The 22,158-nt window shown below is 45.1% G+C and carries 21 protein-coding genes and 3 pseudogenes; 11 read left to right on the top strand and 13 right to left on the bottom strand.

Going from position 1 to position 22,158, the window contains the following annotated elements; all coding sequences use genetic code 11:
• Nucleotides 1-435: 435 nt before the first annotated feature.
• Both L5M10_RS09110 and L5M10_RS09105 read left to right on the top strand, forming a co-directional pair.
• Nucleotides 436-1,734, top strand: coding sequence for a M23 family metallopeptidase (locus L5M10_RS09110; protein ID WP_263164086.1), 1,299 nt, complete (start codon nt 436-438; stop codon nt 1,732-1,734).
• A gap of 96 nt (nt 1,735-1,830) precedes the next feature.
• Nucleotides 1,831-2,052: pseudogene (locus tag L5M10_RS09105) on the top strand (VOC family protein); the annotation flags it as partial.
• Here L5M10_RS09105 and L5M10_RS09100 read toward each other — a convergent pair.
• Together L5M10_RS09100 and L5M10_RS09095 are read right to left on the bottom strand one after the other, a co-directional pair.
• Nucleotides 2,035-3,030 carry a DUF481 domain-containing protein gene (locus L5M10_RS09100; RefSeq protein WP_105250958.1) on the bottom strand — a complete coding sequence of 332 codons (996 nt, stop codon included), beginning with the start codon at nt 3,028-3,030 and terminating at the stop codon, nt 2,035-2,037. The pseudogene L5M10_RS09105 and the gene L5M10_RS09100 overlap by 18 nt on opposite strands.
• Before the next feature lie 138 nt (nt 3,031-3,168).
• Entirely contained in the window at nt 3,169-3,798 is a 630-nt protein-coding gene (locus L5M10_RS09095) for a DUF3157 family protein (protein WP_263255179.1), read from the bottom strand.
• A 215-nt stretch (nt 3,799-4,013) separates the two neighbouring features.
• Between L5M10_RS09095 and L5M10_RS09090 the strand changes: the two genes are divergently transcribed.
• Entirely contained in the window at nt 4,014-4,406 is a 393-nt protein-coding gene (locus tag L5M10_RS09090) for a DUF1090 domain-containing protein (RefSeq protein ID WP_105250960.1), read from the top strand.
• A 26-nt stretch (nt 4,407-4,432) separates the two neighbouring features.
• On the opposite strand, the gene L5M10_RS09085 is transcribed toward L5M10_RS09090, so the two are convergent.
• Nucleotides 4,433-5,011, bottom strand: a complete 579-nt coding sequence (locus tag L5M10_RS09085) for a porin family protein (RefSeq protein WP_219235484.1) — start codon at nt 5,009-5,011, stop codon at nt 4,433-4,435.
• A 209-nt stretch (nt 5,012-5,220) separates the two neighbouring features.
• Between L5M10_RS09085 and L5M10_RS09080 the strand changes: the two genes are divergently transcribed.
• Nucleotides 5,221-6,486 carry a mechanosensitive ion channel family protein gene (locus L5M10_RS09080; protein ID WP_105250962.1) on the top strand — a complete coding sequence of 422 codons (1,266 nt, stop codon included), beginning with the start codon at nt 5,221-5,223 and terminating at the stop codon, nt 6,484-6,486.
• Between the two features lie 16 nt (nt 6,487-6,502).
• On the opposite strand, the gene L5M10_RS09075 is transcribed toward L5M10_RS09080, so the two are convergent.
• Both L5M10_RS09075 and L5M10_RS09070 read right to left on the bottom strand, forming a co-directional pair.
• Nucleotides 6,503-7,126 carry a LysE family translocator gene (locus L5M10_RS09075; protein ID WP_105250963.1) on the bottom strand — a complete coding sequence of 208 codons (624 nt, stop codon included), beginning with the start codon at nt 7,124-7,126 and terminating at the stop codon, nt 6,503-6,505.
• A 26-nt stretch (nt 7,127-7,152) separates the two neighbouring features.
• On the bottom strand, nt 7,153-7,716 hold the full coding sequence (locus tag L5M10_RS09070; protein ID WP_263255178.1) for a lysophospholipid acyltransferase family protein: 564 nt from the start codon (nt 7,714-7,716) through the stop codon (nt 7,153-7,155).
• Between the two features lie 133 nt (nt 7,717-7,849).
• Here L5M10_RS09070 and L5M10_RS09065 point away from each other — a divergent pair, with 133 nt between their 5' ends.
• Nucleotides 7,850-8,302 (top strand): YybH family protein, encoded by a 453-nt coding sequence (locus L5M10_RS09065; protein ID WP_105250965.1) that lies wholly within the window; start codon nt 7,850-7,852, stop codon nt 8,300-8,302.
• Between the two features lie 39 nt (nt 8,303-8,341).
• Here the strand turns inward: L5M10_RS09065 and L5M10_RS09060 are convergent, their stop codons facing one another.
• Nucleotides 8,342-9,145, bottom strand: a complete 804-nt coding sequence (locus L5M10_RS09060; RefSeq protein WP_131525674.1) for an NRDE family protein — start codon at nt 9,143-9,145, stop codon at nt 8,342-8,344.
• Between the two features lie 61 nt (nt 9,146-9,206).
• Nucleotides 9,207-10,865, bottom strand: a complete 1,659-nt coding sequence (locus tag L5M10_RS09055; RefSeq protein ID WP_263255177.1) for a ZIP family metal transporter — start codon at nt 10,863-10,865, stop codon at nt 9,207-9,209.
• Between the two features lie 483 nt (nt 10,866-11,348).
• Between L5M10_RS09055 and L5M10_RS09050 the strand changes: the two genes are divergently transcribed.
• Complete coding sequence (locus L5M10_RS09050) at nt 11,349-11,942, top strand: YhgN family NAAT transporter (protein WP_011848195.1); 594 nt, start codon at nt 11,349-11,351, stop codon at nt 11,940-11,942.
• Nucleotides 11,943-12,260: 318 nt separating this feature from the next.
• Nucleotides 12,261-14,840 carry an immune inhibitor A domain-containing protein gene (locus tag L5M10_RS09045; RefSeq protein WP_263255176.1) on the top strand — a complete coding sequence of 860 codons (2,580 nt, stop codon included), beginning with the start codon at nt 12,261-12,263 and terminating at the stop codon, nt 14,838-14,840.
• A 117-nt stretch (nt 14,841-14,957) separates the two neighbouring features.
• Here L5M10_RS09045 and L5M10_RS09040 read toward each other — a convergent pair whose 3' ends face one another.
• On the bottom strand, nt 14,958-15,521 hold the full coding sequence (locus tag L5M10_RS09040; protein ID WP_131525672.1) for a chorismate--pyruvate lyase family protein: 564 nt from the start codon (nt 15,519-15,521) through the stop codon (nt 14,958-14,960).
• Nucleotides 15,522-15,691: 170 nt separating this feature from the next.
• Here L5M10_RS09040 and L5M10_RS09035 point away from each other — a divergent pair, with 170 nt between their 5' ends.
• Entirely contained in the window at nt 15,692-16,120 is a 429-nt protein-coding gene (locus L5M10_RS09035) for a flagellar basal body-associated protein FliL (RefSeq protein WP_168826922.1), read from the top strand.
• A 58-nt stretch (nt 16,121-16,178) separates the two neighbouring features.
• A complete protein-coding gene (gene rlmF, locus L5M10_RS09030) occupies nt 16,179-17,279 on the top strand; it encodes a 23S rRNA (adenine(1618)-N(6))-methyltransferase RlmF (RefSeq protein WP_173496989.1) in 1,101 nt (366 codons plus the stop codon).
• A gap of 86 nt (nt 17,280-17,365) precedes the next feature.
• On the opposite strand, the gene L5M10_RS09025 is transcribed toward rlmF, so the two are convergent.
• The 4 genes from L5M10_RS09025 to glp all read right to left on the bottom strand — a co-directional run bounded on the left by L5M10_RS09025 (nt 17,366) and on the right by glp (nt 20,454).
• On the bottom strand, nt 17,366-17,611 hold the full coding sequence (locus tag L5M10_RS09025) for a DUF333 domain-containing protein (RefSeq protein ID WP_131525670.1): 246 nt from the start codon (nt 17,609-17,611) through the stop codon (nt 17,366-17,368).
• Between the two features lie 17 nt (nt 17,612-17,628).
• Entirely contained in the window at nt 17,629-18,291 is a 663-nt protein-coding gene (locus L5M10_RS09020; RefSeq protein WP_168826929.1) for a Bax inhibitor-1 family protein, read from the bottom strand.
• A 128-nt stretch (nt 18,292-18,419) separates the two neighbouring features.
• Nucleotides 18,420-19,190: a molybdopterin-synthase adenylyltransferase MoeB gene (moeB, locus tag L5M10_RS09015; protein WP_173496990.1), complete on the bottom strand. Its 771-nt coding sequence runs from the start codon at nt 19,188-19,190 to the stop codon at nt 18,420-18,422.
• A gap of 10 nt (nt 19,191-19,200) precedes the next feature.
• A complete protein-coding gene (gene glp / locus L5M10_RS09010; RefSeq protein ID WP_173496991.1) occupies nt 19,201-20,454 on the bottom strand; it encodes a gephyrin-like molybdotransferase Glp in 1,254 nt (417 codons plus the stop codon).
• A gap of 349 nt (nt 20,455-20,803) precedes the next feature.
• Between glp and ftnA the strand changes: the two genes are divergently transcribed.
• Nucleotides 20,804-21,340 (top strand): non-heme ferritin, encoded by a 537-nt coding sequence (gene ftnA, locus L5M10_RS09005; protein ID WP_105250975.1) that lies wholly within the window; start codon nt 20,804-20,806, stop codon nt 21,338-21,340.
• Between the two features lie 73 nt (nt 21,341-21,413).
• On the opposite strand, the pseudogene L5M10_RS09000 reads toward ftnA, so the two are convergent.
• A pseudogene (locus tag L5M10_RS09000) lies at nt 21,414-21,914 on the bottom strand (EAL domain-containing protein); the annotation flags it as partial.
• Nucleotides 21,915-22,014: 100 nt separating this feature from the next.
• Here L5M10_RS09000 and L5M10_RS08995 point away from each other — a divergent pair.
• A pseudogene (locus L5M10_RS08995) lies at nt 22,015-22,158 on the top strand (IS4 family transposase); the annotation flags it as partial.

The raw sequence follows: 22,158 nt of genomic DNA, 5'->3' as shown, positions 1-22,158 counted from the left end.
ACACTGGGAATACTCTTTGTGTTTGACCTCTGTTAAGTTCGTTTAAAATTCTCAGTTATTGATCATTTTTATTGGGAATTCACTGTAAATTTCAATTTATTCTTGTGGAACGGATAGATTTTATAATGGATCGGCCAATGCCATTATGTTTTTATTCAAAATTAAATATCTATCGAATAAATTATTCTTTGGTTTTTATAATTACCCATTCACTTTTTTCGTACTTTAGTATTTAACTCACATTTAAATTAATGAGCGTCAGTTTTTGTTGACAGTTTTATACGTCACTTATTTGCATAGGCGATTATTGTCACTTAGCTTCTTTAATGTTCTCTAGCTATAAAAATTTAGTCGTGAATATCATTACGTCTAAAGCAAGCTGGCATTTGAAAATAATATTTAATCTGAGTGACTTACTAAAGGAATCTGATAAGTATGAATTTTTTTAAAATACGTTGCACGGCATTATGGATAGGCCGCGCGTTAAGTGTCTCCGCGATAATAGCGTTACCATCGTTCGCATCTGATATGCCAACCAGTCAGTATCATATTGATGCAGAAGAAATGAAAATGGTAGATATGCCTAGTGTGTTACTGCCATTTAATAATCTGATGTTTTTATATGGCGTAGATGCATCGCAGTTTGATTTAGCTGACTTTATTTACGTCAATGTTCCTGATTTAATCGATAAAGAAGAGGCGATTACGCATTGGGCTGGATATTATAGTATTAACCCCAAAGTCATACTGACTTTGATGGAAATGCAATCTCAGTTAATTTCGTCTCCGACAGCTGAAGCGCTTAACCGACCTTTGGGAACATTATCGGATAAACAGGGTTTTGAGGAACAACTCCAAGATGTATTGGCTCAGCTATCACAACGTTTTTATGCCTATGAAGAGTCTCAATTAAAAGGCCTATACCCGCCAAGTACCTACGCAGTTAACGCATCGAGTTTCGCATTATTGGCTTTGTTAAACGGTCGTAGGATAGAGCAACAGCAAGATGCCGTTATGACGGGTGAGCACGCTTTGGGATTGGACCCATTCATTGAGCAGTTTAGATTATTATTTGGCAATACTGACCGTGAGTTGTTAATGAGTTCAGTTGCTAAAAATCCGCTTGTAGCTGATTCAATTCAGTCGATGCAACAAGTCGTCCCATTGGCGAATATTACCGCGAGTAGTCTGCCACCCAGTAACATGCTGCAAATGCCTTGGCGACAGGGATATTCATGGCAATCCAATGGTGCTCATTCGCATACTGGGTCTGGCTATCCGCTATCATCAATCGATGTATCCTACGATTGGCCACAATGGGGGAGTCCGACTTATTCGGTTGCTTCCGCACATGATGGGACTGTCAATGTGTTGTCTCGCTGCCAAGTACGGGTGACAAATGCTAACGGTTGGGCGACTAACTATTATCATATGGATCAAATTACAGTGCGTAATGGTCAATATGTAAACCAGAATACCGTGATGGGCATTTATGCAAATAATAAAAATGCAGCCTTGTGTGAAGGTGGGAGTTCAACTGGGCCACATTTGCATTTTTCTTTATTAAAGGATGGCCGCCATGTGTCGTTGCAAGATGTACATTTTGGACAATATAGAATCAACATTGGTAGTTATAACTATGACAATAACTGTAGTCGTTTCAATCTGTTTGATGTAAGTAACAATCGTACAATGTGCGCTTGGGCGCCGCTGTATAATGCTGGAAGTCTCTAATCAATGATAGAAAGCCCCTCAATCGAGGGGCTGATATAATGCGAGGAAAACCGTTGCTCGCTAAGCTAGCTGAATCCTCAAATTGTTTGGATATCCCTGTTTAAATTCTTGAATACCGGTGGTTTTTGGCGGGATTGTCAACGTATGGTCGCCGATGGCGTGGAGTTTGCGCGCGAGCCGCAAGAACAAGACTATGGCACAGTCGCTGTGTTTAAAGATCTCTACGGTAACTTATGGGATTTACTGCAATTGAATGATGAACATCCTATGGCTCACAGGTTAGCGTATCGGGAGCCAGGATTAGAAGTTAACCCCTAATCCTAAGGTGTAGCTGGTATCTCTCGTATTGCCTATCACTGTTTTAGTGTCGTTGAAGTCATATTTAAATGACAAATAAATCCGCTGAGTTAGCAGATATTTAAGTCCTACTGTCGAGTTTGAGATGTAATCAATCGAAGGCATATCTGGGAAGGCAATTTGCAGATCGGCATAGGACTCTAAAATGCCACCAAACCAATATTGTTTATAGTTAAGTGAGGCCGCCCAAGCATTTAGTTCTAGTTTAAAGGACTGTTGTTCAAGCCAAAAATGGTTGTAGGTTACGACGAAGTCTAATTTATCGCGCCCAGCACCCCAAAAGCGATAACCAGGACCGAGCCCCGCATAATAACTATGGCTATCGATGCCGAGTTTATCTTCTTCATAAAAATCTTCCTGACGTAACAGCCAATGCTCATTGAGCAGATAGTCTAATGAATAATGTCCTTCGAGGGTGTTGCGCTTAGTCACGTCATCTTCGGTTTCGTAGCGCACTTCGGTCTTGATATTATGTCGCCATTGCAAGGTTTCCGCTGTGATATCGCCTTTGATATGTAGCTTCTGACTATTTTTCTTGTTTTTGGTGACATCAAGTGTGGTTTCTACACTACCGTTAAAATTCCAATCTGAGTTTGCATAGTGCTGCGAGAATCTCAACTCACTCACGGGAGTGTGCTGGTTATTAATTAATACCATGCCATGTTCATTAGAGGCTTGAATACTTATGTCCTGTATGGAACGACTGACACTCCAAGGTCTAGTATCTGTGACTTCGAGGCTGAGAATAGCACTGCGTTGAATGGTAATTTTAGGGGTATAACTGGTGTTGATGATGAGATTTTGATCGTTAAACTCTTTAATTTCACCGCTAATTTTATCGCCATTGAGCAAAAAAACTGTGTCGGCATAACACAAGGGGCTGACACTACAGAGCGTAGCAACAAGGTACAATGCTGGATTGGATATCAGATTATGCATCTTGCTCGTGGGCTCAAAATAAAGGGAGAGTAAGTGTTGTCATTCTACTCGAACACAGGCTCTACAAAGCAATAACATTTGATAAAAGTGTTGATAAGGGATTGAAAACGGGTTCGCAATCCCTTACTTCTTTGCCTGTTAGCGTGAGTTAATTTCGGTTATTTTGAGGTTAATGAGCTGCTTCTGCCATTGGGATTTATCTATGCCTTCGACCCAAATGACGCTGCTTTTACGCTGTTCGCCTTTGCGTAGATAGGTCTCAGGCATGCGGAAAATGGCTTCCCACACTTCGAGTTTTTCGGTTTTGAGCAAAGTACCATTATCGGCGAAGAAGCTAGCTTCAACTTCAACTAAGGTAACGTGTTCATTGCTGGTGCTGGCGAGATCGAAGCTGAGTCCGAGTTTGTCGCCTTTCCATTGACCTTCAGCAAAGCTGACTTTGATCCCATCTTTTACCGTTGAGCCTAATAGCTCAGGTTGGGTAATCGCAGTGGCGGTCAAGGTGGTGACTGGCGCAGCAACAGTTTGAGTGGTAACTGCGGCACTTGGGACACTGGCAATATTGCTCGATGCACTTGCTACGGCTGCAGTGGCTAAGGCATTGGGCGCTGCTTTGGTTTCAGTGATCACGTATTCCCAGGTAAAGTCGTCTTTGAGTCTGACTTGGGCGCCATTTTCTAGGGTGATATTGGCTACGTCGGCCGCCATAACCGATGATGTTAGCAATAACAATGAGCTAAGTGCGCTAAGGCGTAATGAAGTGTGCATTAATTTTCTGGCTCCGATATCCGTCTGAGTCAATATTCTGCCCTAACATAAACAATTTGCCGCATGTTAGTCACTGTCTAAGTCGTGTTTTGATGAATAAAGTGGATTAATGGCGAGATTTTAACGCTAGTACAGATTGAGCTAGCTGACTGTGGCACTATTAGATAGGTGTACATGAGCGGTATGCTCAATGAATAAAGTAACAGGAGATTAAGATGCAGATGAAACATGGAATTTATGGCTTAGTGATTGGATTGGCATTTAGCACTGTCACTTTGGCTGCTGAAGCACCGAAAGTGGGTTGCGCGGCGAAATTAGATGCCATTAGTGCCGAACTTGCCCAAGCAAAAGCGGCAGGTAATAAGCATAAAGTCGCGGGACTTGAAAAGGCCTATGACGAAGTTTCAACCCATTGCGACGATGATAGCTTATACGCCGAGCGAGTCGCTAAAGTTGAGGCTTTAGAGGAAAAACTCACCGAGCGCCAAAACGAATTGGCCAAAGCCATAGAAGAAGGTCGTTCTATGGATAAAATCAACAAGAAACGCAATAAAGTCGCCGAAGTCGAGGCTGATCTTGCTAAGGCGCGAGCCGAGCTAACGCAATAAATAGCTCAAGCCCAATCGCTAGGAGCTTAGCCCGCGTAACCTATGCTTAAAATAGTGGATTCTGTGCTGGAGTTATAACCGGCACTCAGTATGAAGTGCTCAGTGATTCGATATCTTAACCCAGCTTCTGCGCCCCAACGGGTCGTTTTATCTTCTTCCCATGTGGGTTTGCCATCGACAATTTTGGGTGAAATGTTATTCGTGTAAGACACTGTGCTGATATAGCCACTGCCGCCGGCATAAAAGCTTAAATCTGCCGTTAAGCTGTAGCTTAAGCCTAAGCGGAAGAGGCTTTCTTGGCGATAGGACTGCGCGGGTTCTGGCACGATAATATCGGTTTCACGACTGCGGGCATAGCCTAGGTAATAACCCCATTGTTGGTAATTATTATCGAAATGATAGGGGGCGATTGTAATGCCATAGAGATTATCTGTGGCGGGAATATAATCGAGCATAAGGGCGATATAAGGTGCATTGGCAGTTTCGTCTGATTTATCTGGCCTAACTAATTGCTTAGAAGTGCTATATTCGGCCGCTTGAAGCGGTTGGCATAGGCTCAGGAGTCCAATGCTAAGACAGGCTAGCGTATATGAATGACGACACATGGGATGGTTTCCTTAGGGATAGGGGAAATATTGTTCATTTTCCTGTGTGCGGGGTCAATTCAAAATGCTAAAATCTCTTTTAAAATAAGTATTTGTAAATATTTTGTGTTTTGATTTGAGTGTTTTCTAGGGTGGCATTTAACCGAGGTCAACTCGGCAGTTACCTTTGTATGGGTTTGTTGCGCTAGCGCCTACGTTGGAGTGAAATTGTGGATCAGGAAATAAGGCTCGAAATTTCGGCATGGTTAGCGGGCTTTGGGATTGATAGCCAACCCTCTGATGGAATATCGACCACAGTTATGGTCATTGCTTGCTTACTGTTAGCGAGCATCGCTTATTTTATTGTCCGACGCGTGGTGATTCGTGCGGTGAATATGGTAATCCTGCGCTCTAAGGCGACGTGGGACGATGTATTCATGCGTTATAAGGTGCTTGAAAAGCTGGCCATGCTTGTGCCCGCTATCGTACTTAATCTATTAGTGCCAATCGCGCTGACTGAGCATCCACTGCTAAGCGGGCTAGTCGACCGATTACTGAGTATTTGGTTAGTGGTGCTGATTATCCGCGCTATGTATGCAGGTATGGATGCGGTTGATGAAATTTCAGATGTGAATCTGGTGAGTCGGCGCTTGCCTGTTAAGAGTTTCGTACAGTTAACTAAGCTATTTTTATTCTTTGTTGGGATTATCGTTTCTATCTCAATCTTGGCCGATCAATCACCTGTGTACTTCCTCAGCGGCTTAGGTGTGGCAACGGGTTTTGTGATGTTAGTGTTCCGCGACACTATCTTAGGTTTTGTGGCGGGCATTCAGTTAGCGGCTAACCGTATGGTGAGTAAAGGCGACTGGATCCAGATGGATAAATACGGCGCCGACGGTGCGGTAGAAGAAGTCTCGCTGACCACGGTGAAAGTGCGCAACTGGGACAAAACCATCACTATGATCCCTGCTTATGCCTTAGTGTCGGATGCGTTTCGCAACTGGCGGGGTATGTCTGAGTCGGGCGGTCGCAGGATCAAACGCGCGATCAATATCGATATCAACAGCATAAAGTTTTTGACCGAGGAAGAGCGCGAACGTCTCAGTAAGATCAATTGCTTAAAAGAATATTTCCCCGCAAAAATAAACGAAATTCGTGAGTCGAATGCCAGAGTGTCGGATCTCGATATGAAAGTGAACGGCCGCCATTTGACTAACGTCGGCACTTTCCGCGCTTATCTGCAGGAATACCTACAGCGTCACGATAAAGTCCACAAGGATATGACCTTAATGGTTCGCCAATTAGCGCCGACCACAGAGGGTCTACCGATCGAGATTTATATCTTCACTAACGACACTCGCTGGGCATTTTATGAAGCGATACAAGCGGATATCTTCGACCATGTTTTTGCAATATTGCCTGAGTTTGGTCTGCAGGCGTTCCAAGCGCCAACAGGCAATGATATTCGCAGTTTAAAGTCGGTTAAGGTCGACTAGTTTGATGACTGTTGATTTAGTTTCGAGAGACAAGAATCGCGGCTAAGGTGATAAATACACCGCCGCTGGTTCTGTCAAACCAATGCAGCTTGTTGCTCGCCTTTAGGCTGGGCGCAAGTACATTGGCCATGCAGGCATAAATCATCACAAAGCTAAAATCCACCACGGCCCAAGTGACGGCAAGAATGGTCAGTTGCGGTAATTGCGGCGCGGCAAGATTGATAAATTGCGGAAATAACGCGGCAAAAAACAGTAAATCCTTCGGATTACTGATCCCCACTAGAAACGCCTGCTTATAAAGCTGCGCAGGCGTACCTTTGCCCTCTGACGGGCTAACTTCAAGGGCTTGAGCTTGGTTTTTCGTCAATAACAGCTTAATACCTAAAAATACTAAATAGGCCGCGCCGCACCATTTGAGCAGGGTAAAACCGTATTCTGAGGCGCTAATAATCGCCCCCAGTCCTGCCGCTGACGCCATCATTAAGATTAAAGCGGCGCTAACACTGCCAAGGCCTGTGGCTATGCTGCGCATCTTGCCGAAGTGGATCCCATGGGACATAGACAACATAGCGATAGGACCGGGTGAAATCCCAATCAATACAATGGCAAATAAATAGAGTAACCAGGTTTCGGGTTGCATATTTGCTGCTCTAAATGGAATAAATGTTAATATTTGGCACTCGCTATAAAATCAGGGATCACCTTGGGATGACGGCCTTTAATGGTGCGATAGAAGCTCAAAATCTCTTGCATGTCGGTCACGATATCGTCACTGGGTTGCAGTGGTGTGCGGATAACGACAGTGCGGCGGCTAAAATCTAAGCCAACGGGTGTAATGGGTACTTGGGCCTTGCTGGCGATATGATAAAAGCCGCACTTCCAGCGCGTCACTGGGCCGCGGGTGCCTTCTGGCGCTAGCGCTAACTTGTAATCGGATTTTGACTCAAACAGCTGCACGGCGGCATCGACTAAGTTGTTGTTCTTGCGCCGATCCACCGGACTGCCGCCAATGGCGCGGAAAAACCAGCCCCAAGGCGGGATAAAGAGTTGGTGTTTGCCGAGAAAGTGAATGCGGATACCTAGGGCGCCACGGGCTAAAATGCCGACAATGAAGTCCCAGTTACTAGTGTGCGGTGCAACTATGATGATGTATTTAGCACAGTCGGGCAGTTGGCCTTCTATCTGCCAGCCTGAAGTGTTAAGTAGCCAACGGCAAAGTGGTGTAAACATAGTTCGGTGCCCAGAGTCGAAAAATTAATAATATCATCAGCTTTTTTAGATTTTAAACTGGCTTAAACAAGATAGTCTGTACTGAATTCGGTATAGTACAGTTTAACCTGATTGATTGTGGGGGAACGATACTATGTTGAAAAATGGACTATTAAACAAGGTTATCTGGCAGCGTGTTTTTGCGGCACTGTTACTCTTGCTGACTTGTCATGTTAATGCGGTGCCGACGGATGAAATTACGCAGATGCTCAAAGGCCAAGAAGACGCCTGGAATCGCGGCGATCTCGATGCTTATATGCAAGGCTATTGGAAGAGTGATCAACTGCGTTTTGTCTCTAATGGTAAGTTTCGTTTTGGCTGGGAAGAAACTCTCGCTGCCTATAAGAAAAATTATCCAAATAAAGAAGCGCTTGGTGAACTGAAGTTCACTATCAAAGAAATAAAAATGCTCAGTAATTACGCCGCTATGGTTGTTGGGCGCTGGGATTTACGGCGGATAAAAGATGCCCCAACGGGCGTGTTTACTCTGTTGATTGAAAAAATCGACGATCGTTGGGTGATCACTATGGACCACAGTTCAGACTAAACCGTGTCCTTTACACTCAGTGCTGCACAGCAGTTCAAATTAGATTTGCGATAATAAACAGTCTGGTTTGGTGGGCGGCTCGGCAGGCAGAGTTAAATGGAAATCCTGCTGTCCAAGCTGTCTACCTTTGCCATCGTATCTCACTTCGGTGAAATGCATACCGCCCTCAGCATCTTCAAGCAGAATGCTGGTGGAGCGGGTGCCATAGTCGGGGTGACGAATATAAATCGCAGCTAAACGCCGTTCCCACTCGATCCCTACTCCCGTATTAGGCAGCTCATTATCTTGCGGCTGGGAATCGTCTTTCATTAGTTGTAACAGTACTTGCACTTCTATACTGCTGGACTGGCTGATTGCCGCTTCTAACGCCTGCTGTCCCTTCGCCATTTTCGGCCAAATATCATCGAGTGCACCATTGCTAATGGCATGAAATCCATCGGCAAGTTTTACTGTGTCTTTATTGATACTGTTAAAACAATATAAGTCAGTACCTTGGCCGAAGATGAGATTGAACGGCTGATAATTGTCGCTATGTTCAACGAGCCAATTAGGGCACACGAGCGACCCTGAGTTGAGCGTCATAGTAATCAGCTCGCCACGACTACGCATGGCTTCAGGGTTCTTTTGTGGAACGCGCAGATTGGTTACGCCAGCAATTTGTCCTTGTTTATTGATGCCAAACCAAGTGCCACCGGCCTGCAGATCTTTACCCGCGAGAATGTTTTCTTCCGGCGGCCAAAAATGCGCTGGCGCAGTTGGTCTATGATGAAACTCATCGCGGTTGGCACAGATGATTAAGGGATACTTAGGATGAGCATTAATGGCGACAAAGAGTATGCACATAGCAGGCTAAATTAATCCAAAGGTAGATTAACTTAGCCTGTCTGCTCACAAATGAACAGCGTTAGTGGTGCGAGTGCTTATCCGTTTTTGCGTGTTCATGTACATGTTTATCTGCACTAGGTGTCACAACAGGTTTCTGCTCGTCTGTGTGCGAAGCGCTAGATTCATGAGTATGTGTATTCTCGTGGGAATGGCTATGGGCGTGACTATGCGCATGTGCTACCGGTTTGCTAAGCATTAAGCGGCGTAAAAATTTACGTGGACCTAAGCGCAGTAAGCTGGCGGCAAACAACCCTGAGAGGATCAGTAGAGCAATTAAGTTCACGACTTCAGGCAAGGTAAATAAGGAGAACCATAGTGGCAAGCGTAAGGCTGCGGCTAAACTCAGCGCAATAATACTCAGTAATATCGCCCTTTGCGTCCATGTCATTAACTTAAGCTGAGCTATGTTGAGCACAGGTGCTGCAATCAGCGGCATCATAATCGCAATAGGACTCCAGCCACTATAAGCCAGTGCAAGAGCGAGTACGGCAGCGCCTAAGTTGCAGAAACGCATAGGTAAAAATACAAGCAATAGCACAACAACCTGTAGCAATGGATTGCTTAAGGGCATTGAAGGGTGGCCAATTAAATTCACTAATACTAGGCTAAGTAAAATCCAAGGTGCGCTGCGATCGACTAAATGAGCAAAGCCGAAACGCAGTGAATTGCTGGGTAATTTAGTGTGTGGATCGGTAATGGTGACGTTAGCATGGCTTAAATATGCACTCAGAATAAACACTACAAGCAATTGGAATAACGCTAACCAAGGACCGAGAAGTAGAGCTGTGATCACTAAGGCTTCAGGCCCTGCTAAGCGTTGGAACCAGCGACGGGCTAAACTGCTATCCTGCGGCGTCAAACCTAATTTAAAGCGCAACGCAGCCGCACCATAGCTCAGCAGCAACACGGGTGCGAGCTTTAATAGCCAAGTCATTAATTGCTCTGTGCTGTGATCATGGTGGGCATGTTCGTGGCCGTGGCCGCCTGAATCCATTAATAGCAACATCACGAGTAAGCCGATGCCGAGCAAACTACCTATGCCAGCTTGGTATTCATATTTGCCTTGCGTATCACTTTCATGCTGACCATGGGGTTGATGTAGTACCACATGCAGAATTGTGCCTGTAATAAAGGCTTGTAAGTAGACAGTGTCATCGATATTTAAATAAGGAAGTAGTTGCTCACCGGCGAAATAGCCTATGCCTGTAAATAGCATCTGGGCTGCAAAGATCATAAGTGTCCAACGTGTTCCAAGATGGGGTTTAAGTATCCACCATACTGCAAAACCGACGGGTAATTGGTGGAGTATGACACCAAGAGCTAGCAGAATGGAGTTATCGTCTTGCTGCGCCAAAACCATAGCGGTGCCATCGGTGATGGTATGCAGTAATAAGCCACCAATACCCAAGAAAAGCGTAAAATTATGGGTGACTTCTGAATAACGGTGAAATAGGCGTTCGCTGGCGGTAGGCCCCCAGATGCCGAGGAGTACAAAGACGATCGCAAGCATGCCACCATGCTCGAGTAATTCTGGCAAGATGTGGATCAGCACTAATCCGCCTAATGAGACGAATATAAAACCATCGAGCCCCTTTTGTAAGCCACTACTCGATGAGAAGTAGCGATAAAACAGAGGGCCAATTAAGAGTGCGATACAGCTAGCAAGAAGATAGAGCATGGATTCCACGGAAAATTTGCTGAAAAAACGCCATAGTATACCAGCTGTAAAGCAAAGTGAGCAGTGACTTGCAGGCAATTTACTCAACTGACATTTTATACTGTGTTTTGAAGGTGAGAATTTTATTCACTTTGGCCATTCTGCGGAGAAATTTTCAGATCTAACTCGAGAAAAGGTACTATACCCAAGCTACCTGAAGATACGAGTTTCAGAGCGCCTAGGGTGCTTCAATTCAAGGCGCATCAATGACAGAATGTCGGCCACCTTTTGAATTGTTGCAACACGGAAGTGGAGCTCCCTAGGCGCTCCGTTCCGGCGGGTTGTAACGTACTTTATGCCGTGTTGGTTATTTTTAACTTAGCCCACTAGGTCCGCAAATAACCGCCTTGCCTAAAGTGCGTTACATTCCCGCTGAATCCTGCATCTTCAGGTTGTTTGGGTATATAATATCGGCTTATGTTGGCTTGGGTGTTGATACGTTAAATGGATATATTTTCTGCTGCGGTAATGTTGTTTCTGATCATGGACCCTTTGGGGAATTTGCCGATTTTCGCATCGATTCTGCGGCATATCGATCCCAAGAAACGTCGTAAGGTACTCATCCGCGAGTTACTTTTCGCCTTAGTGATCATGCTGTCTTTTCTTTATGCGGGTGAAGCCATTTTAAGTTTCTTAAATCTTCGTTCCGAATCTGTGAGTATTGCAGGCGGTATTATTCTGTTTTTGATCGCGATTAAGATGATCTTCCCCCAACCCGGTGGTGTCGTTGGATTAGCCGCGGGAGAAGAGCCTTTTATCGTGCCTATGGCTATTCCCTTGATGGCTGGCCCATCGATTCTTGCAGCCTTGATTTTACTGGCGCATACCGATAGCTCACGTATGGGCGATTGGACCATAGCGTTAGTGTCAGCTTGGGGGGCGAGTGCGGTGATCTTAATGTTTTATAAACTTTTCACCCGTGTGCTGGGGGAAAAGGGGCTCACAGCAGTCGAGCGTTTGATGGGTATGGTGCTGGTCATGATCTCAGTACAAATGTTCCTCGACGGTATTTCAAACTATCTGAAAACCGCTGGCTAACTTTATCTAGTTTGATCAAAACGAAACCGTATTAACGTTGTTAATGCGGTTTTTTTATGGCTGAGATTTGGCTTGGAATTGAGTCAGCACAGAGGTTTGCTGAATATTTGCTGACAAAAGTGCAAATCTTACCTGCGAACAGGTGTATCAAGTTGTTACTGAAGTGCAGTGCTGCTAATGTCGAAAACTCTGTCTCTATCACTTGAAGATGGATAAACCCTGAGTAGGTTACTCATTAAAGGTAATTTGTCTTAATACAAAGAGACACTAGTCTTAATAAATAGAATGGCGTTGGCTGTTACAGTAAGGATGTTAAAAATGCGAAGTACAAAAGGCGTAACAGCGTTTGGACTGATGTTGGCATTGATTAGCGGCGCGAGTATTGCGGCTCCGAATCATACACCTGCAGATGCGGGTGTGATTAATAAAGATCGAATTTTATATTGGTTGATTAAGCGTGGCGAAGTGGCCGCCGATGCCAGTGATAGCGTAAAGCAGGAGGCGATAGAAGCTTATATTCATCGCGCCACTTTGGCACAACCTAAAGCGCCACGCATCGAAGTTGAAGCTGAACATGCGCGTCTACAAAGAGCTAAATCATCGCAAATGATGCGCTCACCTGCACAGCGTTTACAGGCCGATGCGGATGTAAAGAAAACCGTTAAAGTGCTCACAGTATTAGTGGATTTTGCTGATCTAAAACATGATGACAATGGCTTAAAAGCGGGGGATACAGACATGTATTACCCGAGTTATCCTGCGTCCCACTACAAGGAATTACTCTTTTCGCCTACGGGCTTCAAAGGTCCACAGGGGCAGACGTTAGATTCGGGGTATCAATATTATCAAGCGGTATCTGGGCAAACCTTCTCCTTTACTGGGGATGTGAAGGGCTGGTATACCGCCTCGCAAAATGCTGAATACTATGGTGCTAATGATCCAGATACCCGTAGTGATTCACAGGTCGAACAATTGGTCAAAGAAGCCGTATCTCAAGCTGTTGCAAATATGTCTGAAGCAGAGCTGGCTAGCTATGATATTGAAGACCAAAATGATTTGAACAGTAACGGTATTTACGATGAGCCCGATGGCATTATCGACCATGTGATGATTTTCCACTCTAGCGTAGGCGAAGAGGTCGGTGGCGGAAAACTAGGTGAAAGTGCGATATGGTCGCATCGATATTATGTCGACCAAGCAACCAATGGTTATGCGCTTACTGGTACCAACAAAAAAGTATTCGGTTATACCATTCAGCCTATCGATGCGGCAACGGGCGTGTGTACCCACGAGTTTGGCCATGATCTAGGTCTGCCTGATGAGTACGATACCTCTGAAAATGATAAGAAAGACGGCTCGCCTGTGGGGCTATGGTCTTTAATGTCTGGTGGTAGTTGGGCTGGTGCTATTCCTGGCGCTCAGCCGAGTGGTTTTAGTCCTTATGCTCGATCTTATCTACAGAAAAGATACAAAGGTAAGTGGTTAAATGAACGTGAAATTTCCTTAGATAGCATTCCCAAATCAGGCATGGAAGTGACGTTGAATGAGGCGGTTAATCATCAGGCGGTTAATCAGATCTCTATTCCACTTCCTCCAACGCTAATTCCTTTTAAAACACCTTATCAGGGCAGTTATCAGTACTATTCTGGTCAAGGGAATATGCTGAATAACAGTATGATTTTTAATGTTAAATTACCTGCCGTAACCACAGATAAACTGATTCTGAGTATGAAGGCTCGTTGGAGTATTGAACTTGACTTTGACTACATGCAGGTGAAAGTGGATGGTGTGGCCATTGCAGGTAATTACACTAAGTCGAACAATGGGATAAATGGCGCTCGTCATATTATTACTGGCGAGTCGTCTGCGGATGGTAGCGATGCTTGGGTAACATTAGAATATGATTTAACCGCATATGCTGGAAAATCTGTTGCTGTCGAGATCAACTATGTCACCGATGATTTAACCTCTAAGTCAGGGATCACTATTGATAACATCAGTGTTAAACAAAATACCACTGAGTTATATGGTGATAACGCTGAAGTTGCGGATAAAATGACGCTTTATGGCTATAGCCGGATTAAGGATTCTCGTCCGGATCCAAAATCCCAGTCTCGTTATATTATTCAGCTGCGTAGCCATAATGGTGTCGATGCGGGTTTGAAAGCAAAAAGCTTTGATCCCGGAGTTTTACTCTGGTTAGAAGATTTAGGTTTCAGAGACAATAACGTTTCAAACCATGCTGGCCATGGCTTGATTGGCGTGATTGATGCTGACCAAAACATGATTGGCACTCGCTCTACCGACGTACAAATTCGTGATGCGGCCTTTAGTACAGTAAATCAAACCTTCTATTTTGAGGACAATCATCGCGATGCTGTCAGCCTGTTCGATGACAGTTTTGATTACAGCGCGCCACTACAGCCACAGTCAGGTATGGTGTTGCAGCAGCTAGGGTTGACAATGCAGGTACTATCTCAAGCCAGCAACAATGGTACTGCGGTTATTCGTCTTGCGAATGCGAACTCTGATGCTATAGCGCCGTTAACTGTCAGTTTTGGTAAGACAGTTAGTCAATTAGCGGTGAACTTCACCAGTAACGTTGATGGTGGTATGGGAGTATTAACCTACGCTTGGGATTTTGGTGATGGCACGACAAGCACTGTCACGGCGCCAACCCATACCTATGCGAAGGCTGGCACTTATACAGTGACACTTACGGTTATCGATGCGCAAAATACTAAGGCGATTAGCAGTTCGACGGTAACGGTTGTTGCACCTGTTACGCCTCCAGTAACTCCGCCGGCCAGTGAGGGTTCAGGTGGCGGCAGCTTAGGTTGGTTAAGCCTTGCCTTCCTTAGCTTATTGACTTGGCGCCGCCAGTTAAATGTGCACTAAGTTAAATGTCCACTAAGTTGATTGTTTGAAACCCGAACAAAAATGCCTCTGATCTAGAGGCATTTTTTATCTGTCTTGAGGCTAAATTCTGACTAAGCTTTGGATGAAGTCTAAAGTTTACAACTGACGGATAGCTTGCTCGGCCGCTGGCAGAAAGATTTCGCTGACGATCATTTCATGCTCACCGTGATGGAAATAGCGGCGGCGTCCCCAGAGTGCATGTTCGACACTTTGATCTAAACTTTCAGCTAAGTGGGCAAGGCGACTACAGGTTTCGAAACTGGCAACTTCGATTCTACCGGGGATGAAGTTATCTTGGCTAAACAGTAATTCACCTAAGGGGCGAGTACCCAAACTAAGGAAATCCATTTTGCGCTCGGCCATTAATTTTTCAGGGATCAAGGTTCTGGCAAATACCCAAGGTATCGAGTCGAGGCAAAGCAAGACTTCACGGATCCATACAGCACCTTGCTGGGGATATTCGCCCTCTAAGGGAGCATGCAGTCCTTCGCCTAGTATCTTTACTTCAAATTGAGCACAGCAAGTTTTGAGTTTTTGCGTTAGGCTGCCAGTGGCAAGCAACCATTCTTTCAAGGGCGATTTGGGGAGTTTGTCGGCTAGATCGGCTGAAAACCACTGAATAGATTCACCATAGGGAAAGCTTAAGCTAGTCACATTCATTAAATACTCGTTACAATATAAACAAACGTCGGCAGTCTAGCATGTCGCGACGCGAGCATATATACCCAAGCTACTTCCAGATACGGATACCGCATCTTCAGGTTGTTTGGCTATATAGATTGGGAAGTTTCTTCCATTACCATTATTGTTTTAGGGAGCCGTAAGTCGCTATGAAAAAATTACTTTCAGTCTGTCTTATCTTGGTTACAAGTATTTTCAGTGTTTATGCGGCCGATGAAAAAGAAGCTGCACCTGCAGCAGCAACCCCACCTACGGGTGAGTATGCCTACTATGGTTTCGAACCCGAAATTGTCACTAACTACATTTCTAATCGCAAGAAATTGGGTTTTGTGAAGATTAGCGTTGAGTTAATGGTAAAGAGTCCAGATGATCTAGTGACAATTGAGCTCCATAATCCATTATTACGAGCCGCAATTGTTGAAGTGTTAGGCAATCAATCGGAAGAGAAGATTAAGTCACTCACGGGTCGTGAAGAGATTCGTCGTGAGTGCTTTGAAATGGTTAACAATTTGATCACCAAAGAAGCTGGTAAACCCTTGATCGTAAACTTATTGTTTACCTCTTATCTGTACGATTAATTTACTGCCTCACTCTATGGGCTGACTTAGGTCGGCCCATTGCGTTACAAGAGCTATTATGTCAAAACCTGCCGTGAAACCCGTCCAATTAGTGACTGCGAAACGCCTAACGAGTACAGCCAACATTGGTCATGCAAAAACTAAAGCACCAAAGCAGGCTAGAACTGAGGTGAAAGGCAAAGCCAAGTCGGTCAAAAACAGGCCTAGTGCTGAGATTAAAAAAGCTTTACATCCTCGAAATGTACACTTGAACGGCTATGATTTTCCGGCGCTGATGAGTTCATTCCCTAAGCTAAAAGCCTTTGTTCGACCCACGCCTTATGGGGCTTTATCGGTCGATTTTGCCGATCCGTTAGCAGTTAAAATCCTTAATGCGGCGCTACTGAAATATCATTATGGGATTGAGTCTTGGGATATTCCTGATGGAGCGTTATGTCCTCCTATTCCCGGTCGAGTCGATTATTTACATTATTTAGCAGACCTTCTAGCCGAAGGCGATGATGTATTTGCTTTGGATAAAACTAGGGTATTAGATATCGGCACTGGCGCGAACGGTATTTATCCCATATTGGGTTGCCAAGTATACGGTTGGCAATTTGTCGCCTCGGATATTAATGCCCATTCACTCAGTAATGTGCAGAGTATTATTGAGCAAAACCCAGTGCTGCAAGGGCAGATAGGTTTACGATTACAGCCAAATGACAAGGCGGTCTTCAAGGGAATCATTCAAGCCGGAGAATGTTTTGCGTTAACCCTGTGCAATCCGCCATTTCATGCCTCTATGGCTGAGGCGAGCGAAGGTACAAAGCGTAAGGTGAATAATCTGCAGCTCAATCGGGGTGGCTTGGTAAAGGTTGCACCTAAGCTGAATTTCGGCGGTCAAGCGGCTGAGCTTTGGTGCCAAGGCGGTGAACGACAGTTTTTAACGACTATGATCCGTGAGAGCCAAATGTTTGCAGATCAATGCTTATGGTTTACCAGTCTAGTGTCGAAGAAGGAAAACCTGAAACCTTGTTATCAAGCCTTAGCGCAGTTGAAAGTCGATACTGTGAAAACGATTGAGATGCAGCAGGGTAATAAAATTACGCGGGTTTTAGCGTGGAGTTTCCAGTCAGCATCTAAGCGCAAAATCTGGCGCGGTGAACACTTAGCCCGTTAAGACTGTTGAGTATGACCCAATTAAGTACAGCTAACAAAACAGGCGCTAATGGCGCCTGTTTTTATTAAAGGTAAAAATAGCCACTGTTACTGCGGCTTTTCTTCCTTATGATCGCGACGGAATAACGCCCACTCTTCAATTGCTTCACCGCTGGGTAAGGTGCAGATCCCATGTTCACCTTCAGCGGTTTTCTCAATTGTTAATTTGCCACCAATGGAGACACAATACTCAGAGGCGGGATTGGCTATTTTTACTTGTTCAGTATCACTGCATCCGACTAATACCACACTCGCCAGAAGTGGAGCAGTAACAAGTAGGAATTTGATTTTCATAGACACTCCTTGGTGAGTTATTTTCGCCCTAAAATCCGCAGGATCCGTAGGAACAAGTTGATGATATCCATATACAAAGCGGCGGCGCTATCGATGGCATTATCTATGGTTTTAGGGATTTGATTCGCCCGTCCCCAGTCATAACCAATATAACCGCAGAAAATCAGCACGACTATCCAATCTAAAATGCCGTGGTGAGTATTAAAGATAAACACTTCAATCAGTTCGACGACGATAACGAGCAATAAAGCAATCGTGAGTGCGCCGGAAATTTTTTGGAAAAAGGCGGGGAAGAGTGTGCCTAAACACATCATGGCTATGGTCACTAGCCCTGTGATACGAATGGCTTCAGTCACCAATTCGGGATCGTATTGACTAACCACCATATTGATAATTAAGCCGAAGGGCACGACCACAAAGTTGTAGCCAATAAAACTGACAACGGGGTTAGTCGATTTTTGGAACAGATAAATCCCAAAAAAACAGGAGGCGAAATAGCCGATAAAGAAAATCCAAGGATTAACACTGGCAATCGCCTCTGGGTCGATATTGGTGACCATCCAATAGTTAACGGCAAAACCCCAAATCAGCGTGAGGCCGATAACGAGGTTGTAAATACCTGCGCCAACTATGGGGTCGTCTGTGGTCATGCGGTCAAATACACTGTTTTCCGAATCCATATGTTTTCCTTGTGATTTCCTTATTTTAACGGGCCATTAAGCGTCATCAGTGTTGAGCTATATGACGGCAAATTAAGCGGTGGCAATTAAGCTAGTGTAAATAAAGCCGTTTTTCAAGCGAGAACAACCTAAGCCTCTTTAGTACCACAAACACTGCAGCGGACTTGTTTCGGTAACTTCATCTCGCGAAACTCCATCGTCATTGCATCGATCATCAAAATGCGTCCCGCTAAGGTTTTACCCATGCCAGTAATCACTTTGATGGCTTCAACCGCCTGCAAACAACCTATCATGCCGACGACAGGGGCTAGGATACCCGATTCAACGCAGCTCAGTTGTTGCTCGCCAAATAGGGCGCTAAAGCAATGATAACAAGGCGTTTCGCTGTGATAATCGAACACAGTGACCATGCCTTCCATCCGAATTGCCGCGGCAGACACTAAGGGCACTTTATGCTTAAAACAGCTGAGATTAAGTTGCTCGCGCACACTGACATTATCGGTACAGTCGAGCACTAGATTGTGATCGGCGACAAGGGCATCAATCTCATGATCATCTAATACAGCATTGATAATATTGATCTTAATAAAGGGATTGAGCTGCATGAGGCTCTGTTTAGCCGATTCGACTTTAGGCTGGCCGACATTGGCATCTTGATGAAGCACTTGGCGCTGCAAGTTGGATAATTCAACTGTATCAAAATCGACCAGTGTCAGTTCACCAATACCCGCAACTGTCAGGTACTGGCTAGCAGCACAGCCCAAACCGCCAGCGCCTATCATCAGCACTTTGGCTTGTTTTAGGTGTTCTTGACCGTCGATATCCATAGCCTTGATGGATATTTGGCGGCTGTATCTTAAGAGTTCGCTGTCGCTGAGAATATCTTCTGGCACATTCATTGGGATTTTCCTAGCAAAGCACGCTGTTAAATGGCTCGACCGTCACTTGGGCGCCAGCGGGAGTATCACCTTGGAATTGCTCCAATAAAACGAAACAGTTTGCTAAGCTCATCGAAGTCAACATGCCTGAACCTTGGCTACCGGTAATGGCAACTTCAAGTTTACCTTGTGCATTACGGCTTAAAACGCCCCGTTGATATTCGACGCGGCCTGGTTGTTTACGCACGGGCGTGGTGAGCGTAGCGTCTAACATCAAAGGTGCAACTGGGGTTAACCCCTGCATCTTGTTCAGTATTGGCCAAACGAGTTTGTAAAACGTCACCATAGAAGACACGGGATTCCCCGGTAAACCACAGAATATCGCTTTGCCTATTCGGCCCATGGCAAAGGGCTTGCCTGGTTTGATGGCGAGTTTCCAGAAGGTAATTTTGCCTTCCTCATCAAGAATTTGTTTAGTGAAATCTGCTTCACCGACCGACACGCCACCCGAGGTTAATACCATGTCGGCTTGGCTAGCGGCATTGCGAAATGCCTGACGTATGGCTTCAGGATCATCGGCTATTACGCCTAAATCGAGCCATTCCACATTAGCGCGGCTGAGTAAGCCTTGGATCGAGTAACGGTTTGAATCGTAAATTTGTCCTAGGGCTAATTCGCTGCCAACGGGACGCAGTTCATCGCCTGTGGAGAAAAAGGCCACTTTAAGCTGACGATAAACTCGCACTTGGCTAACACCAATCGTGGCCAACACCCCGAGTTCGGCGGCACCAATTTGAATGCCAGCACTGAGCACTTTAGTGCCTTGGGTGAGTTCTTCACCGCGGCAACGCACATTGGCGCCTTGCGCCCTAGGATGGCGGATATGAATAATCTCACCTTCAACCTCGGCTTCTTCCTGCATTTGCACTGTGTCATAACCTGTAGGCACAGGCGCGCCTGTCATGATCCGCACGCAGGTATTAGGTTTGGCTTCACCTTTAAAACCATGGCCAGCGAAGGAACTGCCGATAAGGCGCAATGCGGTCTGATTGGTTTGCGTATTTAAGTCGACAAAACGGAAGGCGTAGCCGTCCATAGAGGAGTTGTTAAAGGGCGGCAGGTCGATGCAGGAAGCTAAATCTTCTGCTAGGACGCGGCCAAGGGCATGGGGAAGCAATACGACTTCGGTGTCTGACACTGGGCTAACTTGCTCGAGCAAAAGGGGAATAGCTTGATCTGGATGCATTAAGCTAGGTTGCGAACAAGGATCGGCTGTTACGGACATTAGGGTCTGCCTTATATGCAATGGGTCGTAATGACGCTGAATGAATTTCCACCTGATTATGACTGGCTATTATGCCACGGTGATCAGGGATGGCTATGATTTGCATGTGAGTTTCTGTGATAGGCCAGTCAGTTTTTTCTGCCACTTTGGGCGATAACCTCGCTAGAAGTCACACAATTTACTGCGCTAATTCGAGGGTTGAACGCGAGTCGATGAACAAATGAAAATCATTTTTATCAGTGAATCATTAACTTAGCAAGAAATCCAAAGGTAAATTTTGTTGCTTTTGTCGACCCCCTTGATGACAATGTCCCCTATGATTCAGTTCGAATGCAAAAGAGGATTTACTATGCTGTCTGCAACTATGATCGAAAAGTTGAATGAACAAATTAATATGGAGTTCTTCTCCTCAAATTTATACCTGCAAATGAGTGCGTGGTGTGAAGATCAGGGATTTGAAGGCGCAGCTAAGTTTATGCGTGAGCACGCGGATGAAGAAATGGGCCATATGCGTCGTCTGTTCACGTATGTGAGTGAAACCGGTGGCTTACCTTTGTTAGGTGCGATTGCGGCGCCGCAGTCACAGTTCGATTCTTTACTGGCGTTGTTTGAATTAACCTATGAGCATGAGCAGCTTATTACCCGTCAGATCAATGCCTTGGCCCATGCCGCATTTTCGAATCAAGATTACTCAACCTTTAACTTCTTACAATGGTATGTCGCTGAGCAGCACGAAGAAGAAAAGCTGTTTAAGTCGATTGTCGATAAGATACGTTTAGTGGGCGAAGATGGTAAGGCACTGTTCTTTATCGATAAAGATTTAGCTAAGCTAGCCTCTAAGGGTGGCGAAAGCATAATGAACGGTCAAGGCCAACCACAGGCTTAAACCCGTTTTATTTGCCACAAAAAAAGCAGCCTAGGCTGCTTTTTTGTTCTTTATCGTTTTATTTTTTATAAGCTTAGATATTCACGCATTTATCTTGATAGCCATCATTCAACAGCGCTGTGTGCTTGATGCGTAGCAAGGGAGTGATCTCGTTGAAGGGGAGCGGTTTGGAGATCAAATACCCTTGAGCGAAGTGGCAACCTAAATCTCGTAGGAAGTGCCACTGTGCTTCGGTTTCTATGCCTTCAGCAACTAACTCCATTTCTAGGCTTTGCCCCATCATGACAATCGCTTTGACTAAGTTGGCGTTCGAGTTATTTTCGAGGGCATTTTCCACAAAGCTACGGTCGATTTTAATCACTGAAATCGGAAATTTTTTCAGATAACTCAGGGAAGAATAACCCGTACCAAAGTCATCGATATAGATTTGCGAGCCTAAATGACGAATAGACTCGAGCGTGCTCAAGCAATGGCTGGCATCGCCCATCAGCATGCTTTCAGTGATCTCAATATGCACATTTCGTGGGTTAACGTGGTGGCGGTTGAAGCACTCTTGCAACACTTGGTCCTGAAGAATCCCCTGATGATTTACAAATAAATCATCAAATTAGGGTGGAAGCGCATCTTGTTGCATGATCAAATGGTTTCGCTAAAAACTACACTTGGACAACAAGATGCGCGAAGCCAATATCCTACAACATTCTTTACACCAATACTGCCCAGAACTTCACCTAAAACGATTAAACAGCTTGATGCTGGCCTCTAAGGCACTGATTGAATGTAAGACACTGACCTTGACTGAGTTAGGTCGAAAGAAA

The sequence above is a fragment of the Shewanella sp. SM32 genome, assembly GCF_025654235.1.
GTDB classification, from domain to species: domain Bacteria; phylum Pseudomonadota; class Gammaproteobacteria; order Enterobacterales; family Shewanellaceae; genus Shewanella; species Shewanella oncorhynchi.
The sequence above is the reverse complement of the archived record's forward strand: the minus strand, read 5'-3'. Positions and strand labels throughout refer to the sequence as shown.